Source organism: Olivibacter ginsenosidimutans (genome assembly GCF_039542865.1).
In the GTDB taxonomy this organism is placed as follows: domain Bacteria; phylum Bacteroidota; class Bacteroidia; order Sphingobacteriales; family Sphingobacteriaceae; genus Olivibacter; species Olivibacter ginsenosidimutans.
Map to the genome: position 1 here is coordinate 43,066 of NZ_BAABIQ010000037.1, position 14,225 is coordinate 57,290.

General features: G+C 37.3%; 16 protein-coding genes. 12 read left to right on the forward strand and 4 right to left on the reverse strand.

Going from position 1 to position 14,225, the window contains the following annotated elements; genetic code table 11:
- Window positions 1-24 precede the first annotated feature (24 nt).
- Window positions 25-444: a SufE family protein gene (locus ABD930_RS13090; protein WP_345232180.1), complete on the forward strand. Its 420-nt coding sequence runs from the start codon at window positions 25-27 to the stop codon at window positions 442-444.
- A gap of 445 nt (window positions 445-889) precedes the next feature.
- Window positions 890-1,360, forward strand: coding sequence for an Lrp/AsnC family transcriptional regulator (locus ABD930_RS13095; RefSeq protein ID WP_345232181.1), 471 nt, complete (start codon window positions 890-892; stop codon window positions 1,358-1,360).
- Here ABD930_RS13095 and ung read toward each other — a convergent pair whose 3' ends face one another.
- Window positions 1,361-2,032, reverse strand: coding sequence for a uracil-DNA glycosylase (gene ung, locus ABD930_RS13100; RefSeq protein ID WP_345232182.1), 672 nt, complete (start codon window positions 2,030-2,032; stop codon window positions 1,361-1,363).
- A gap of 164 nt (window positions 2,033-2,196) precedes the next feature.
- Here ung and ABD930_RS13105 point away from each other — a divergent pair, with 164 nt between their 5' ends.
- Window positions 2,197-2,733 carry a tetratricopeptide repeat protein gene (locus ABD930_RS13105; protein ID WP_345232183.1) on the forward strand — a complete coding sequence of 179 codons (537 nt, stop codon included), beginning with the start codon at window positions 2,197-2,199 and terminating at the stop codon, window positions 2,731-2,733.
- A gap of 19 nt (window positions 2,734-2,752) precedes the next feature.
- Here the strand turns inward: ABD930_RS13105 and ABD930_RS13110 are convergent, their stop codons facing one another.
- Window positions 2,753-4,531 (reverse strand): ABC transporter ATP-binding protein, encoded by a 1,779-nt coding sequence (locus ABD930_RS13110; protein WP_345232184.1) that lies wholly within the window; start codon window positions 4,529-4,531, stop codon window positions 2,753-2,755.
- A 185-nt stretch (window positions 4,532-4,716) separates the two neighbouring features.
- Here ABD930_RS13110 and ABD930_RS13115 point away from each other — a divergent pair, with 185 nt between their 5' ends.
- The 8 genes from ABD930_RS13115 to ABD930_RS13150 all read left to right on the forward strand — a co-directional run bounded on the left by ABD930_RS13115 (window position 4,717) and on the right by ABD930_RS13150 (window position 10,933).
- Window positions 4,717-5,799: a Glu/Leu/Phe/Val family dehydrogenase gene (locus tag ABD930_RS13115; RefSeq protein WP_345232185.1), complete on the forward strand. Its 1,083-nt coding sequence runs from the start codon at window positions 4,717-4,719 to the stop codon at window positions 5,797-5,799.
- A 55-nt stretch (window positions 5,800-5,854) separates the two neighbouring features.
- Entirely contained in the window at window positions 5,855-6,802 is a 948-nt protein-coding gene (gene nusB, locus ABD930_RS13120) for a transcription antitermination factor NusB (protein ID WP_345232186.1), read from the forward strand.
- A gap of 84 nt (window positions 6,803-6,886) precedes the next feature.
- On the forward strand, window positions 6,887-7,369 hold the full coding sequence (locus ABD930_RS13125) for a DUF1573 domain-containing protein (protein ID WP_345232187.1): 483 nt from the start codon (window positions 6,887-6,889) through the stop codon (window positions 7,367-7,369).
- Between the two features lie 24 nt (window positions 7,370-7,393).
- Window positions 7,394-7,738, forward strand: a complete 345-nt coding sequence (yajC, locus tag ABD930_RS13130) for a preprotein translocase subunit YajC (RefSeq protein ID WP_345232188.1) — start codon at window positions 7,394-7,396, stop codon at window positions 7,736-7,738.
- A 303-nt stretch (window positions 7,739-8,041) separates the two neighbouring features.
- Window positions 8,042-8,794, forward strand: coding sequence for a YbbR-like domain-containing protein (locus ABD930_RS13135; protein ID WP_345232189.1), 753 nt, complete (start codon window positions 8,042-8,044; stop codon window positions 8,792-8,794).
- A complete protein-coding gene (gene coaE / locus ABD930_RS13140) occupies window positions 8,785-9,408 on the forward strand; it encodes a dephospho-CoA kinase (RefSeq protein ID WP_345232190.1) in 624 nt (207 codons plus the stop codon). The genes ABD930_RS13135 and coaE overlap by 10 nt, the downstream gene beginning before the upstream one ends.
- Entirely contained in the window at window positions 9,362-10,345 is a 984-nt protein-coding gene (locus ABD930_RS13145) for an MBL fold metallo-hydrolase (protein WP_345232191.1), read from the forward strand. The genes coaE and ABD930_RS13145 overlap by 47 nt, the downstream gene beginning before the upstream one ends.
- A gap of 138 nt (window positions 10,346-10,483) precedes the next feature.
- Window positions 10,484-10,933 (forward strand): MarR family winged helix-turn-helix transcriptional regulator, encoded by a 450-nt coding sequence (locus ABD930_RS13150; RefSeq protein WP_345232192.1) that lies wholly within the window; start codon window positions 10,484-10,486, stop codon window positions 10,931-10,933.
- A 40-nt stretch (window positions 10,934-10,973) separates the two neighbouring features.
- Here the strand turns inward: ABD930_RS13150 and ABD930_RS13155 are convergent, their stop codons facing one another.
- Window positions 10,974-11,693, reverse strand: a complete 720-nt coding sequence (locus tag ABD930_RS13155; RefSeq protein WP_345232193.1) for a ZIP family metal transporter — start codon at window positions 11,691-11,693, stop codon at window positions 10,974-10,976.
- Window positions 11,690-12,094 carry a phosphatase PAP2 family protein gene (locus ABD930_RS13160; RefSeq protein ID WP_345232194.1) on the reverse strand — a complete coding sequence of 135 codons (405 nt, stop codon included), beginning with the start codon at window positions 12,092-12,094 and terminating at the stop codon, window positions 11,690-11,692. The genes ABD930_RS13155 and ABD930_RS13160 overlap by 4 nt, the downstream gene beginning before the upstream one ends.
- 598 nt (window positions 12,095-12,692) lie before the next feature.
- Between ABD930_RS13160 and glmM the strand changes: the two genes are divergently transcribed.
- Window positions 12,693-14,075 (forward strand): phosphoglucosamine mutase, encoded by a 1,383-nt coding sequence (gene glmM, locus ABD930_RS13165; RefSeq protein ID WP_345232195.1) that lies wholly within the window; start codon window positions 12,693-12,695, stop codon window positions 14,073-14,075.
- Window positions 14,076-14,225: the final 150 nt, after the last annotated feature.

Genomic DNA, 14,225 nt, shown 5'->3' on the forward strand with positions numbered 1-14,225 from the left:
GTAATAGAAGGGCAGTCTTATATCATGACTATAAACGAAATACAAGACGAATTAATAGAAGATTTTTCTTTTTTTGAAGATTGGATGGCTAAATATGAGTACATTATCCAACTGGGAAAGGAATTGCCTTTAATTGATGAAGTGTATAAAACGGATGATCTGTTGATCAAAGGATGTCAATCGCGTGTATGGTTGCGAGCAGATTATATAGACGACCGGGTCATTTTTACAGCGGATAGCGATGCAATCATTACGAAAGGATTGGTTAGTTTAATGATTAAAGTCTTGTCTGGCCAAAAAGCGGAAGATATTGTACAAGCGGATTTATATTTTATCGATGCCATTGGTTTAAAAGAACATTTGTCGCCTACTAGAGCAAATGGCTTAGTCGCAATGGTCAAGCAAATGAAATTATATGCGATGGCGTTCAGTGCGCGCTATTAAAATTCCCTTTTTGTTTTACTTTCTTCCGCAGACCACGATTAGCTTGAATACCTTTAAAAACAAGTAAGTCGTGAAAAAAGTAACCAAAGACTCTTCACTTCAAAATTTACAGGAACGCTTGTGCATCCCACTGCAAGAGGTAAATTTTGGAAGCGAATTGATTCTAAGGCCAGCAGTAAATGCTTTTAACCGGACGTATTATTATTTTTGCAAGAATACATTGTTTGCATGTGCTTTCTTTCCGGTTACAAGCAAAAGCCCTTCGTTCTATTAAAATCCGCCTTAGAGTTTGCGGTTTGCATTGTGAGGCACTACCATTGTAGCAAAATCTACAACGGGAGCTTTCTTTGGTTCTTTCTTTGGCGGACAAAGAAAGAATATAAAAAAGATCATATTTTAAAATTTTATTTGGTTATTTGCTAACTTTACCTTAAAACTATTAGCTATGCCTTTTGAGCCAGATAAAATTGATCTAAAAATTATTAAACTGCTGCAAGAGAATGGTCGAATCACCAATCTGCAACTTTCATCCAACATCGGTTTATCTCCGGCTCCTACGCTTGAACGTGTGCGGAAACTTGAAAATGCCGGCTATATTAAGAGTTATCATGCATTGGTGGATGAAGAAATGTTAGGTTTAGGCATTAAATCGTTTATTCAGATTCAGTTGGATTTTCATACCCATAATGCTATACCTGAATTTGTAGAAGCCATCAAAACGATACCGGAGGTAACGGAATGCCACCATGTTACCGGACAATGTGATTTTATCTTAAAAGTATATGTAAAAGATATTAAATCGTATGAGCGACTTATCATGGAAAAGATTAGTAGAATTCCTTTCGTCAAAACGTTTCAAACCATGATGATTATGTCTACCTCTAAAAAAGAGCCGATTGTACCAATGGAGTACTAATCATATCTGCCAATCAATTGGCGTCTTTCCATGAGCAATTAAATAGTTATTGGTTTGTGAAAATGGTTTACTACCGAAGAAACCATTGTAAGCCGATAACGGAGAGGGGTGAGCAGAGGTAATGATTAAGTGTTTTGATCGATCAATGAGTTGGGCTTTTTGTTTGGCGTAGCTGCCCCAAAGAATGAAAACAATCCCCTCTCGTCTGGCAGAAAGCTCTTTAATTACCGTATCCGTAAATACTTCCCATCCTCGTTTTTGATGTGAAGCAGCGGTATGTGCCCGAACAGTTAATACTGCATTGAGTAATAAAACACCTTGATCAGCCCACTTAGTTAAGGTACCATGTTGAGGTATTTTAAATCCCTCAATGTCTGTACTCAATTCTTGATACATATTTTTCAAAGAAGGTGGGATCGCAACACCAGGTTGCACGGAAAAAGATAAACCATGCGCTTGGCCGATATTGTGATAAGGATCCTGCCCAAGGATAACCACCTTTACTTCATAGAAAGGTGTATGCGCGAAAGCATTGAAAATAAGCTTGTTTTGAGGAAAAACTTGATATTGTTTTTGTTCCTCTAATAGAAAATTTCTTAAATCATTCATGTACGGTTTGGAAAATTCCGGTTCGAGAACCTCTTTCCAACTTTTCTCAAGATTTATGCCCATTCCCAAACTTAAAAAATAAAAAAGTAAAAAGTAAAAATTCAAAAGTAAAAATTCGGCATTGAAAGAAAGTGAGACTAATTTTTATCGTTAGATGTTCTGAATGCAAAGCATTTTATCTAAGTTTGCATAAAATTTTAAAACGATAAAAATCAGAATAAAGAAATATGCCAAATTTCATCCGTATTATTTTAGCTTTTGTTTTACTGGGGGGAGCCGTTAGCCTTATAGTTTTTGGATTTTGGGGATGGGGTATTTTAGCCTTAGTTTTGGCCATTTTGGTATTTGTCACCTTTTTCTTTAATGAGAATATGCTAATTGCGCAATTTTATTTGAGAAAGGAAAATATGGATAAGGCCAAACAATGGTTAAATAAAATTACCAATTATGAAAGACAACTTATCCGTGCCCAACATGGATACTATCACTTATTAATCGGTTTAATAGAATCCCGTAATGCACCTTTACAGTCAGAGAAATATTTTAAGAAAGCACTGAGCTTAGGCATGCAGATGGATCATAATATAGCGTTAGCAAAATTAAGCCTTGCCGGTATAGCCATGGCAAAACGGAACAAACGTGAAGCAACTCAATTATTACAAGAAGCCAAAAAAGCGGATAAGAATAAACTGTTGGCCGATCAGATAAAAATGATGAAGGATCAAATGGGCATGTTAGATAAACAGCAAATGCGTTTCCGTTAAACAATAGCCATTCACACGGCTAATCTTCTTCTTCTAAAAGTTGCTTTTCGTATAATTCGAAATAGCTTCCTTTTGCAGCTAGCAATGCGTCATGTTTTCCCTCCTCAATCAATTGTCCTTGATCCATGACCAAAATATGATCGGCATTTTTTATCGTCGAAATCCGATGGGCAATGAAAATCACGCAATGGTCTTGAATAACTTGACTTAGGTTTTGTAATATCTCCTCTTCCGTCTTGGTGTCTACGGCAGATAGGCAATCATCAAACAGTAAGATTTTCGGATGTACGGCTAATGCGCGGGCTATGGAGACGCGTTGCTTTTGCCCACCAGAAAGCGTAATCCCACGTTCGCCAATGAACGTTTCAAAACCGTTTTCAAATGCCATGATATTTTGGTAAACCACTGCTTTTTTCGCGGCATCCTCAACGGTTTCCATATGCAGTTCATCCACGCCAAACGCTATGTTTTTAGCAATGGTATCGGAAAAAAGAAAAACCTCTTGTGGAACAAAGCCAATGATACTTCGATAACCATGAAGATCAAGTTGTTGAATAGGGGTGTTGTCAATTAGTATTTGTCCCTCTTGCACATCGTACATGCGCATTAATAAACGGGCAATAGTCGACTTTCCCGATCCAGTTTTTCCAATGATTGCCAGCGTTTTTCCTGGATGGATTTCAAATGAAAGATTTTTAATGGCTGTTATACCAGTATCAGGATAGGTAAAACTTACATTTTTAAAATGAATGTTTCCTGAAAAATCGATTTTTTTTGTGCCAGATTTTATTTCCGGCTCGGTTTTTAAAAATTCATTAATTCTTTTTTGGGATGCTGCTGCTCGTTGCACCAAGGAGGTTACCCATGCTAAAGACATCGCCGGAAACGTCAATTGATTAACATAAACGATAAACTCAGCAATATTTCCGGAAGTTATACTTCCTTGAATAACTTCGGTACCGCCCACGTACACGGTGATGATCGTGCTAAGCCCAATTAAGAGTAGGATGAGCGGGAAAAAGATGGCTTGAACTTTTACTAACGAAAGGGAAACTTTTTTGTAAGCAACGCTTTCATCTACAAAAACTTGTTTTTTAACGGTTTCGCGACTATACGCTTTTATCACGCGAATACCCGAAAATGTTTCTTGAACGAAGGAACTTAATATAGAAAGCTGTTGTTGAATGCTTTCGCTCCTTTGGTTAATGATTTTGTTGATAAAAAGAATAACTATCGAAAGTATAGGAATAGGGATCAAAGCACAAATAGCCAATTTAGCATTTACCTGAAACATGGCACCAATAACCATCAGAGAAAGTACCAACGTATTTATGGAATACATGATTGCCGGACCAAGATAGGCACGTACCCTGCTTACGTCTTCTGTAACCCGATTCATGAGATCGCCGGTGTTATTTCGCCTAAAGAAAGCCATGTTCAGTTGTTGGTAATGAGCATATATTTCATTTTTAAGATCATATTCAATATGCCTGGACGTAAGAATGATGGTTTGCCGCATTAGAAAAAGAAATAAACCCCTAATTAAGGCAAGCAATAGTACAAGGGCTCCGAAAAATAATAAGCTATAACCAAAGAGCTCATAAACAAGTGCTTGTCTGTCAAAGCCGTTAAATAATCGGTATAAAGCAATATTTTCTTTTACTAAATCAAAAGCCATCCGGATAACTTGTGCTGGTATTACCCCAAAGTAATTGGATAATATGACGAATAGGATGCCCGGAATGATTCGCCATTGATATTTACGGAAGAATTTATTTAGATAAGCTAAATGCTTCATGAATAGAATAAAATTTTAGAGTGAGATCGAAGAAAACAAAATTACAAATTTGCTTCATATAGACATAAAAGGGGAAGAGAATTCACACACACAGCCAACAATAATTTAGCTGCTTTACTGAAAAGATACCGATAAAATTACTACTTTTGCGCAGGATTGCCGATACTAAAATGTTAATATAATATATGTCTTCCGAAACGCCATACTCCCAGATGTTTGCTTCGCTAAGCCAATATGGGCATCAAAAGATCATATTCTGTCAAGACCTGAGTATAGGTTTAAATGCCATTATTGCCATTCATGATACAACGCTAGGACCCGCTATTGGTGGAGTTCGGATGTTGCCCTATAAAACGGAGCTTGAAGCTATTGAGGATGTGTTGAGGCTATCGAGGGCAATGACCTATAAATCAGCTATTAGTGGGGTAAACTTAGGAGGGGGGACTGCCGTCATTATCGGTGATCATCGTACACAAAAATCGGAAGTAATTTTGCGAAGGCTAGGACAATTTGTGGAGGAGCTCAATGGCTCATTTATTGCTTCGTTGGATATGGGTACCACATCTAAGGATATGGAATTTATACACATGGAAACAAATCATGTGGTTGGCTTACCTAAATCTCTTGGAGGTAGTGGCGATACTGCTCCCTTCACCGCTAAAGGAGTTTTTTTCGGCATTAAAGCCGCTATCAAAGAGCTCTATGGTACGGATAGCTTAGCCGGTAAGACAATTGCTGTACAAGGTACCGGAAAAGTAGGAGAGCACTTGGTTTCATTATTACGGGAAGAAAACGCAAAGGTTTATGTTAGTGATATAGTGGAAGATCGAATGATCCACGTATCCAATAAATATGGTGCCGTAGCCATTGCACACAATAACGTGTTTGATATGGAGTTAGATGTATATGCACCTTGTGCCCTTGGTGGAACAGTTAATAGTCATACCATTGATCGGATGCGTTGTAAGATTATTGCTGGTTCTGCTAATAACCAACTGGCAGATGATACCGTACATGGAGCAAAGCTTTTGGAAAAGGGAATTATATATGCACCGGATTTTTTAATTAATGCTGGAGGACTTTTAAGTTGCTATGCAGAGATTGCCGGGTACAATGTGTTACGTAGTGCTTCCCTTACAGAAAATATATATGATGCAACCCGCTCGGTAATACAAAAGTCGGCAAAAGAAAATATACCAACACATTTGGCCGCCATGCAAATTGCAGAAGATCGGATTGCGCAGATCAAGAAGATAAAACAAAATTAATTAAATAGGCTTAGTAATTACAGGCTAAAGCCGACAAAAAAATCGTTCTTTAAACATGTTGAATAGAAGGCACCTAAGGGTCAAAGTATTACAAACGGTATATGCATATCAGCAATCTGATGATAAAAATATAAACCACGCTGAAAAGGCTTTACTAAAAAGTGTAGATCAAGTATATGAGATGTATATTTGGGTCTTGGCTTTATTGACGGAAGTAGCGGATTATGTTATTATAGATGCTGAGGAGCGCGCAAATAAGTATTTGCCAAGTGAGCATGATCTTAATGCCAATACGCGTTTAGCAAGTAATACATTCATAGAGTTGTTGAAACTAAATGAAGAATTTATTGGGTTGTCAAAAAAATATAAGGTCGATGCGGTCTTTGATAGGGAGTTAATCAAAAGTGTTTTTCACATTTTAAAACAATCCCCAGAATATACTAGCTATTTGGATGCAGAAGACAGGACCCTAAAAACAGAAAAAGACATTATCAAGTTCATTTTTAAAAAAATCATCTTAAGATCTCCAGCAATTGAGCAGGTATTCGAAGAACATTTTATCAATTGGACAACAGATAAAGACGTTTTGCAAGCGCTACTGGCTAAGACCTTAAAGAATTTTAATAGTGAAGATCCGGAAAAGAACCAATTAGCACCATTATGTCCGAATTGGACAGAAGATCGGGCATTTATAGTTGATTTGTTTCGTCTAACCATTAAACATGGGGATGACTATCAACGGTATATTTCAGGCAAGACCAAAAATTGGGAAGCAGACCGTATCGCATTGATTGATACGCTGCTCATGCGGATGGCTATCGTTGAGTTACTTAATTTTTCGTCTATTCCAGTAAAAGTTACGATCAATGAATACATCGAGATTTCGAAGGAGTTTAGTACTCCAAAAAGTAATTCTTTTATCAATGGAATTTTGGATAAGATTTTGATAGAACTTCAAAGAGAAGGAAAGATTAGGAAGTTTGGTAGAGGTCTAATTGGTTAACCTTTGCTTATTAAAAAACGCGTCACGAAACAATTTATTCAAATAAAACACAGCTAAATAAAGCGTTTATAAAAAATACAATTTATGAAAACCAAATTCGTTACCTTAGCATTTGTTGCGTCACTTTTAGCGGCGTGCAACAATACTTCCAAAAAGGAAGATAAAAAGGACGCTGGAGAACTTATAGAAAGTGTTAACACAGCCGATAATACGGGCATTAATGCGGATGTACCTGATTCAGCAGCGGTTGCTAATGCACCAGTGATGAAGTTTGATGGTGATACGTATGATTTTGCTAAAATAAAACAAGGGGAAAAGGTATCACATGTTTTTGAATTTACCAATACTGGTAAATCGCCATTGATCATTAACGATGTACAAGCCGGTTGTGGATGTACCACTCCTAAATTTAGTAAAAAACCTGTTGCACCAGGTGAGAAAGGAAGTATCGAGATAGGTTTTAATAGCAGTGGTCAAAGAGGAGCACAGCATAAAATTATTTCTGTATATAGCAATGCTGAACCCAAACAACTGATGTTGCACTTAAAAGGTGAGGTAGAAGAATAATCAACTCAATTTAAATATATATTCATGACGACAGCAGCAATTTTATTACAAGCCGGAGGTGGAGGAATGTCATCTCTTATTATGATGGGATTAATTGTGGTAGTATTTTATTTCTTTATGATACGCCCACAAATGAAAAAACAAAAAGAGCATAAGAAATATATTGAAGATTTAAAGCTAAACGATAAAGTCGTAACAACAGCAGGAATTCATGGGCGTATTGTGGAAATGGGAGAGAATACGTTTATTATAGACGTTGGCGGTGGAACACGCATTAAATTTGATAAATCGGCTATTTCTTTAGATGCTTCTAAATTAGCGAATACAACGAAACAGGCAAGCGTAAGCAATAGTGATGAAAAAAAGTAACACAGGGCATTTTTAAATTTGCTCGGTGTGAACAAATTAAATACCTAACAATTGTTGAAACCGATTGCGGTTGCTACCTTTGTTAGGTATTTTTATAGGTAGCGTATTGTGGCATTATTAAACTTAAATAAAAAACAACAGAAAAAACTCAGTTTATTCGCCTTTTGCCTCTTTGTGTCGTTTTTGGTTTGGAGCTTATTTGCCTTATCTAATCGCTATATCTATACCGTTAAGGCGTCTTTGAATTATGTGAATATTCCGCCTAAACGTGCTTTCCACCCTCTGCAGTCGGATACCGTAAATATGCAAGTTGAGGGTACTGGTTGGCAAGTGCTCTTTTCTAATCTTCGCTTAAAGCCGCAAGGGATCCAGGTTGATTTAAGCGGCTTAAAAACTAGGGATTGGGTGCTGTTTTCTAACCAATTAGGTTATATTAATAGACACTTTAGCGCTAATCAGCGTATTGTATCCATTTCTCCAGACACACTTTTCTTTAACTTTTCAAAACAAGACGTAAAAAAGGTAACGGTTAATTTATCCAAAGACATTAACTTTAGAAAACAATACGACATCGTTGGGGATATAAAAATTGAACCAAAATTTGTTACGGTAACCGGACCATTAGAAGACCTAGTTTTGATAGATGGTTGGGCAACAGATACCTTAAGAAGAATAGATGTTGACCAGCATATTGAAGCTAGAGTAGCACTGTTGAAAAGCGAAAAAGCTAATATAAATGTTCACCCAACGACGGTTGATGTTAAAATTCCTGTTGGCGAAGTGACTGAAAAAATTATTGATGTACCCATAAAAGCCGAAAATGCAAAGGCATTTCGGACAGTTAAAATCCTTCCTGAGAAAGTTAAATTAACGGCCATTGTTTCATTAGATAAATATGAAGCGTTAGACAGAGATATGTTTGAAGCGGTTATTAATCTAAATGATTGGCGTAGCTTAAGCATACAACAGTTACCTATTATTATTACCAAGCAACCCGATTTTGTCAAGGTGATCAAAGTTGAACCTCAAAATGTTGAATTCTTGTTATGGAAGTGACTGAAAGAAAATTGCACGTGGGCATTACGGGTGGTATTGGCGCTGGCAAGTCGGTAATCAGCAACATGTTTGAGGTATTGGGGTATCCTGTTTTTTATGCTGATGATATCGCCAAAAAAATCATGATTCAAGATCAAGATTTAATATCGGCTATCAAAGGTCATATTGGAGACCAAGCTTATTTTGAGAATGGGGCGCTCAATCGGAAATGGCTAGCCGATACGGTGTTTAATGATCAAGAAAAACTTAACCTGCTTAATACATTAGTTCATCCTGCAACGATAAGAGCCTATGAGCGTTGGAGGGATGAACAGCAAATGGCAATAACGTTTAAAGAAGCTGCTCTTTTATTTGAAAGTGGTACCTATAAACAAAACGATTATACAATATTAGTTACTGCTCCGAAAGAACTTCGAATAGCTAGGGTAGTAGCTCGAGATCAGGTGACGGCTCAGCAGGTAATTGATCGAATGAATAAGCAAATGGACGATGCTGATAAAGAAAAGTTGGCTGATTTTGTTATTGAAAACGATGAAATACATGCCTTAATTCCGCAAGTTTTAAACATTGAGCAAATCTTATGGAGCAGATTGGAGCGTAAAATTGAAACTTGAAATTAAAACAGACTTTCTCCAGTTAAACGAAAAAGGACTTTATTGTCCTTACGGCGAATTTTACTTAGATGCCCAACGGGCTGTTGATAAGGTTGTGGTATCCCATGGACATGGAGATCATATAGTGGCAGGCTGTAGGGAGATTTTTAGTACAGTTCCGACACGTTTTTTTATGGAGCATCGTTTTGGCAAGAACGCGGGTAAACATTTTCATACGTTTCCCTATGGAAAAGAATTTCTTATAAAAGAGGTTGCCCTTACTTTTTTTCCTGCTGGTCACATATTAGGATCTGCTTTGGTTTTAATGGTATACCAAGGAACGCGCTATTTATATAGCGGAGATTATAAATTGCAGTCGGATGAAACGTGTGAGGCTATTCAATTAGTCAAAGCCGATGTATTCATTACGGAAAGCACGTTCGCAAGTCCATCGGTAAAACATCCAGATGCTATTCAGGAGATTAAAAAATTAAATGCTATCAATCACCCTATTTTATTAGGTGCTTATGCCCTAGGTAAAGCACAGCGATTAACCGCACTTATTCATACACATTGCCCTGATAAGCAGGTGTTAATTCACCATGCGATTTTGCCATTTCATAAACTATACGATCAATTAGGAGCATTACATTGGAATTATCTTCCTTATAATCGGAAGTTAATGAAAGACAATCCCAATCGTTCGATATATATCGTTCCTCCATTAACCTTTAATAGCTATATAAAAGCAAAAAATGTGATCAGAGTCTTTGCCTCTGGTTGGGCAAGATTACAAAAAGGGAATCAATTAGCGCTTTTTATTTCGGATCATGTTGATTGGGATGATATTATCGCCACGGTAACATGGGTCGAACCGAAAGAAATATGGACTCTTCATGGGGATGGCAGTGCCCTACAAGATTATTACAACACAATAATTCCGGTAAAACAACTTTAGTTACAGATATATTATTATATGAGATTTTAACCTGCATGACACGTTAGACCTTAAATGCTGAGAGGTATACGACTTATTGCCTATTGCTGAATTTGGGTTTAAATCTATATATTCGTATTTAAATTATAATGCGTATATATGAAGATAGAAGACGTACTCCATACCAATAACTTTGAAAGCGAATATCATAAAGCTTCTCTAAATATTATTTATACCAGTAATTTTATTCAAGGTTTATTTAAAGAGGTGATCGACCGGGAAAATATCACGTTACAGCAATTTAACGTTTTACGCATTTTACGTGGACAACAGGGAAAACCGTCTACCATAAACCTTTTGAAGGAACGGTTATTGGATAAAATGTCTGATGTAAGCAGAATTGTAGATCGTTTGGTACAGAAAAAATTGGTGTCTAGATGTATCAGTGATAAAGACCGTCGCGCAGTTGATATCTATATAACAGCAGCGGGTTTAGCCATCCTGAAACGGTTGGATCAGGAAGTCAATACGCATCGCTTGTTAGGCCATCACCTTTCCGAAGAAGAATGTGAGCAACTCAATTGCTTGTTAGATAAAATGAGGGGGTAGTAGGCAGTAAGTAATAGGCAGTAGGCTTATAACTTACAGCTTATAACATATCACTAAGTAACGAGATACCAACACCCAGCAATACCGCAATAAGTTTCTTTTTATTGAAATGATGATGATCCGCTGAAGAGGACTCAAATAATATCGTCGTAGAAATATGTAAAAATATACCGATGACAATAGCCATCATCTTATTAAAGTATTTTTCTATTTCACCTATTCCTCCATTACTAATAGCGGTACTTGTAAAAAAACCTAATGGTGCCATTAACGCAAAAATAACCAGGCAAAATACAATGTTGCGTTTACTAGCGGCTGATTGAACAAGTAAACTGCCTAAAGCAAATGCCGCTGGTATGTGATGTATGGCTATACCAAAGAGCAGCTCCCTTTGGGGGCCTTTAGCCAAAGGCATTCCTTCTAGAAAGGCATGCAGGCAAAGGCTAATCATCACACCATAAGGGAATGGGCCGTAGTAGTGTGTATGTTTATGGATATGGCCGTGTTCTACACCTTCAGAGAACTGCTCTAATAGTAACTGAAATAAAAAACCGATCAATACAAATAACCCTACATGATCTGCATCATTTGCATTGTAAATCTCGGGGATCAGATGAAGTACGGTAATGGAGAAAAGATAAGCACCACTAAAGGACAGGATAAGCTTTAAGAGATTGGCGTTATCTTTTTTTACAAAGAATACTGCAATCCCACCTAAAAAGGCTGAGCCAAATAAGATAGAGCATATACTGAGCATCATTGCTGCGAAATGGATTGATTTTCCGGTTGAATACGTAGAAATAGTCGGGCAATAATATAGCCAATAAGCGCACCGAAAAGCGCTCCGCAGATGACATCGATTGGGTAATGGACACCAACATAAATTTGGGCAAAGCTAACTAGAAAAGCCCAAATCAATGCTAACCAAAGAATCGATTTCCATCGCCTTCGGTAAACCATGATTAAAAATAAGGCAATAGCAAAGTGATTACTAGCATGTGAGGAAGGGAAACTATACCCACTCCCGCAGCGGATTCGACTGACCATTTCCCCTTTGAGTGCTAATTCATTACACGGCCTTACTCTTTTAACAAGCGGTTTTATCACCGAAGCCGACAAAAAGTCTGCTGCACCGAACGTTAATAATAAGAAAACCATCATAATAACACCCCTTTTTTTATACATTTTAATGGAAAAAATTAAAATGAATAAATATAGAGGGGCCCACGTATACGGATTGCGTAAATGTGGCATCAGCCAATCAAAACACGTATTGGCCATATCTTGATTAATGATCAAGAATAGGTCCGTGTCAAAGTGAAGTATTGGGGATAACATAGAGTCTTTTAAATAAATTGCAATCTCCGAACAGGTAAACGTTAAGCCGTAGATTCAATCGTGTTGCAAACATAGATAAATTGCTTTTTTTTAACAAATATTAGTTTTGTTTTACTGCTTTCCTTTTTGCTAGATTGTTCAAAAATGTTTGGTTATTAATAAGCAATATAGATCAATTTATTGACATCTGCCACATCATTTTTAGGGTAAACCTAAATAAAATAACTATCTGCAAGTTTACTTAAAATTAGTATACTTTTCGGCATGGCGCACTTAAACTCCTTTGGTTAATTTATCCGATAGTCATATACAGTAAATTTGAGCAATCGATTGTTTTCAATTTCCACTCCATCAAAAGAAAATCAAAGGAATTTAATACCAATAAAATCTTATTTTTACAGCTCATCATAATTTTTAACAAATGACATTGATTAAATCTATTTCGGGAATCCGTGGAACGATTGGTGGGAAGCCCGGTGAGTGCTTGACACCAATTGACATCGTTAAATTTACGGCTGCATTTGGAAAATACATAACGGCTAATAGCGCACATAAGAAGATTGTTATAGGCCGAGATGCTCGACTTTCAGGAGAAATGGTTAGCCACATCGTTATTGGTACCTTGCAAAGTATTGGTGTAGATGTTATTGATTTAGGACTATCAACCACACCAACGGTTGAGTTGGCGGTACCGGAGGAACAAGCTGCTGGAGGTATTATTTTGACGGCTAGTCATAATCCTGCAGAATGGAATGCGTTAAAATTATTAAATGAAAAAGGCGAGTTTATTAATGATAAGGAAGGAAAGGAAGTGTTGGCTTTGGCAGAAGAAATGGACTTTGATTTTGTAGATGTTCATGCGTTAGGTAAATTATCCACAGATAATAGCTATCAGGAAAAACACATCGAAAAAGTTCTTGCTTTACCTTTAGTAGATAAAGCTGCCGTGGCTAAAGCCAATTTTTCTGTAGTAGTAGACGCTGTAAATTCTACCGGAGGAACATTTGTCCCTGCTTTACTTCGCGCAATGGGGGTAACAACCATATATGAATTGTATAGTGAGCCAACGGGGCGGTTTGCACATAATCCAGAACCACTTGCAGAAAATTTAAAGGACCTGTCGAATTTGGTTAGAGAAAAGAAAGCGACTTTGGGTATTGCTGTTGATCCCGATGTGGACCGTCTATGCTTTGTTATGGAAAATGGGGAGATGTTTGGTGAGGAATATACGCTGGTGGCTGTTGCTGATTATATCTTACAGCATACCCCTGGAAACACGGTGTCTAATTTGTCGTCTACTAGGGCATTAAAAGATGTGACCGAAAGACATGGAGGTCAATACTTTGCTGCCGCGGTAGGTGAGGTAAATGTGGTAACGAAAATGAAGGAAGTAGATGCTGTTATCGGTGGGGAGGGTAACGGTGGCGTTATTTATCCGGCTACACATTACGGTAGAGATGCACTTGCAGGTATTGGTATCTTCTTGACTTATCTTGCAAAAAGCGGCAAGAAAATTTCAGAATTAAGGGCTACTTATCCAGCGTACTATATGTCAAAAAAGAAAATTACGCTGACTCCAGGTCTGGATATCGATCAATTGCTTCAGGTTATGGAAGAGAAATATACAGCTGTGCCCCATAGTACAATCGATGGTTTGAAAATAGATTTTGAAAATGAATGGGTGCATCTACGCAAATCAAATACAGAACCTATCATACGGGTATATACAGAAGCGCAGACACAAACTGGAGCGGATGCTTTAGCTGATCGGATAATTGCAGAGATAGAGGCTGTTTTGTCTTAGTGCCATCACAGATGTGAAAATGCTATGTATATGACAAAAATTAATGACCTATAAAACGCAGATTGCTTGATACATCGGTCGCAATGACAAAAAACTTTTTGTCATGTACTAAAAAGGAAATAATAGTCTTTTAAGAATTACTTCGTAGTT

What these genes read in the sequence shown, in the direction of transcription:
- ABD930_RS13155 (WP_345232193.1), bottom strand. Translation starts at nt 11,693, where the DNA reads ATGATGCTCAGTATATGCTCTATCTTATTTGGCTCAGCCTTTTTAGGT.
- ABD930_RS13160 (WP_345232194.1), bottom strand. Translation starts at nt 12,094, where the DNA reads ATGATGGTTTTCTTATTATTAACGTTCGGTGCAGCAGACTTTTTGTCG.
- ABD930_RS13115 (WP_345232185.1), top strand. Translation starts at nt 4,717, where the DNA reads ATGTCTTCCGAAACGCCATACTCCCAGATGTTTGCTTCGCTAAGCCAA.
- glmM (WP_345232195.1), top strand. Translation starts at nt 12,693, where the DNA reads ATGACATTGATTAAATCTATTTCGGGAATCCGTGGAACGATTGGTGGG.
- ABD930_RS13135 (WP_345232189.1), top strand. Translation starts at nt 8,042, where the DNA reads ATGCAAGTTGAGGGTACTGGTTGGCAAGTGCTCTTTTCTAATCTTCGC.
- yajC (WP_345232188.1), top strand. Translation starts at nt 7,394, where the DNA reads ATGACGACAGCAGCAATTTTATTACAAGCCGGAGGTGGAGGAATGTCA.
- ABD930_RS13110 (WP_345232184.1), bottom strand. Translation starts at nt 4,531, where the DNA reads ATGAAGCATTTAGCTTATCTAAATAAATTCTTCCGTAAATATCAATGG.
- nusB (WP_345232186.1), top strand. Translation starts at nt 5,855, where the DNA reads ATGTTGAATAGAAGGCACCTAAGGGTCAAAGTATTACAAACGGTATAT.
- ung (WP_345232182.1), bottom strand. Translation starts at nt 2,032, where the DNA reads ATGGGCATAAATCTTGAGAAAAGTTGGAAAGAGGTTCTCGAACCGGAA.
- ABD930_RS13105 (WP_345232183.1), top strand. Translation starts at nt 2,197, where the DNA reads ATGCCAAATTTCATCCGTATTATTTTAGCTTTTGTTTTACTGGGGGGA.
- ABD930_RS13150 (WP_345232192.1), top strand. Translation starts at nt 10,484, where the DNA reads ATGAAGATAGAAGACGTACTCCATACCAATAACTTTGAAAGCGAATAT.
- coaE (WP_345232190.1), top strand. Translation starts at nt 8,785, where the DNA reads ATGGAAGTGACTGAAAGAAAATTGCACGTGGGCATTACGGGTGGTATT.
- ABD930_RS13095 (WP_345232181.1), top strand. Translation starts at nt 890, where the DNA reads ATGCCTTTTGAGCCAGATAAAATTGATCTAAAAATTATTAAACTGCTG.
- ABD930_RS13125 (WP_345232187.1), top strand. Translation starts at nt 6,887, where the DNA reads ATGAAAACCAAATTCGTTACCTTAGCATTTGTTGCGTCACTTTTAGCG.
- ABD930_RS13090 (WP_345232180.1), top strand. Translation starts at nt 25, where the DNA reads ATGACTATAAACGAAATACAAGACGAATTAATAGAAGATTTTTCTTTT.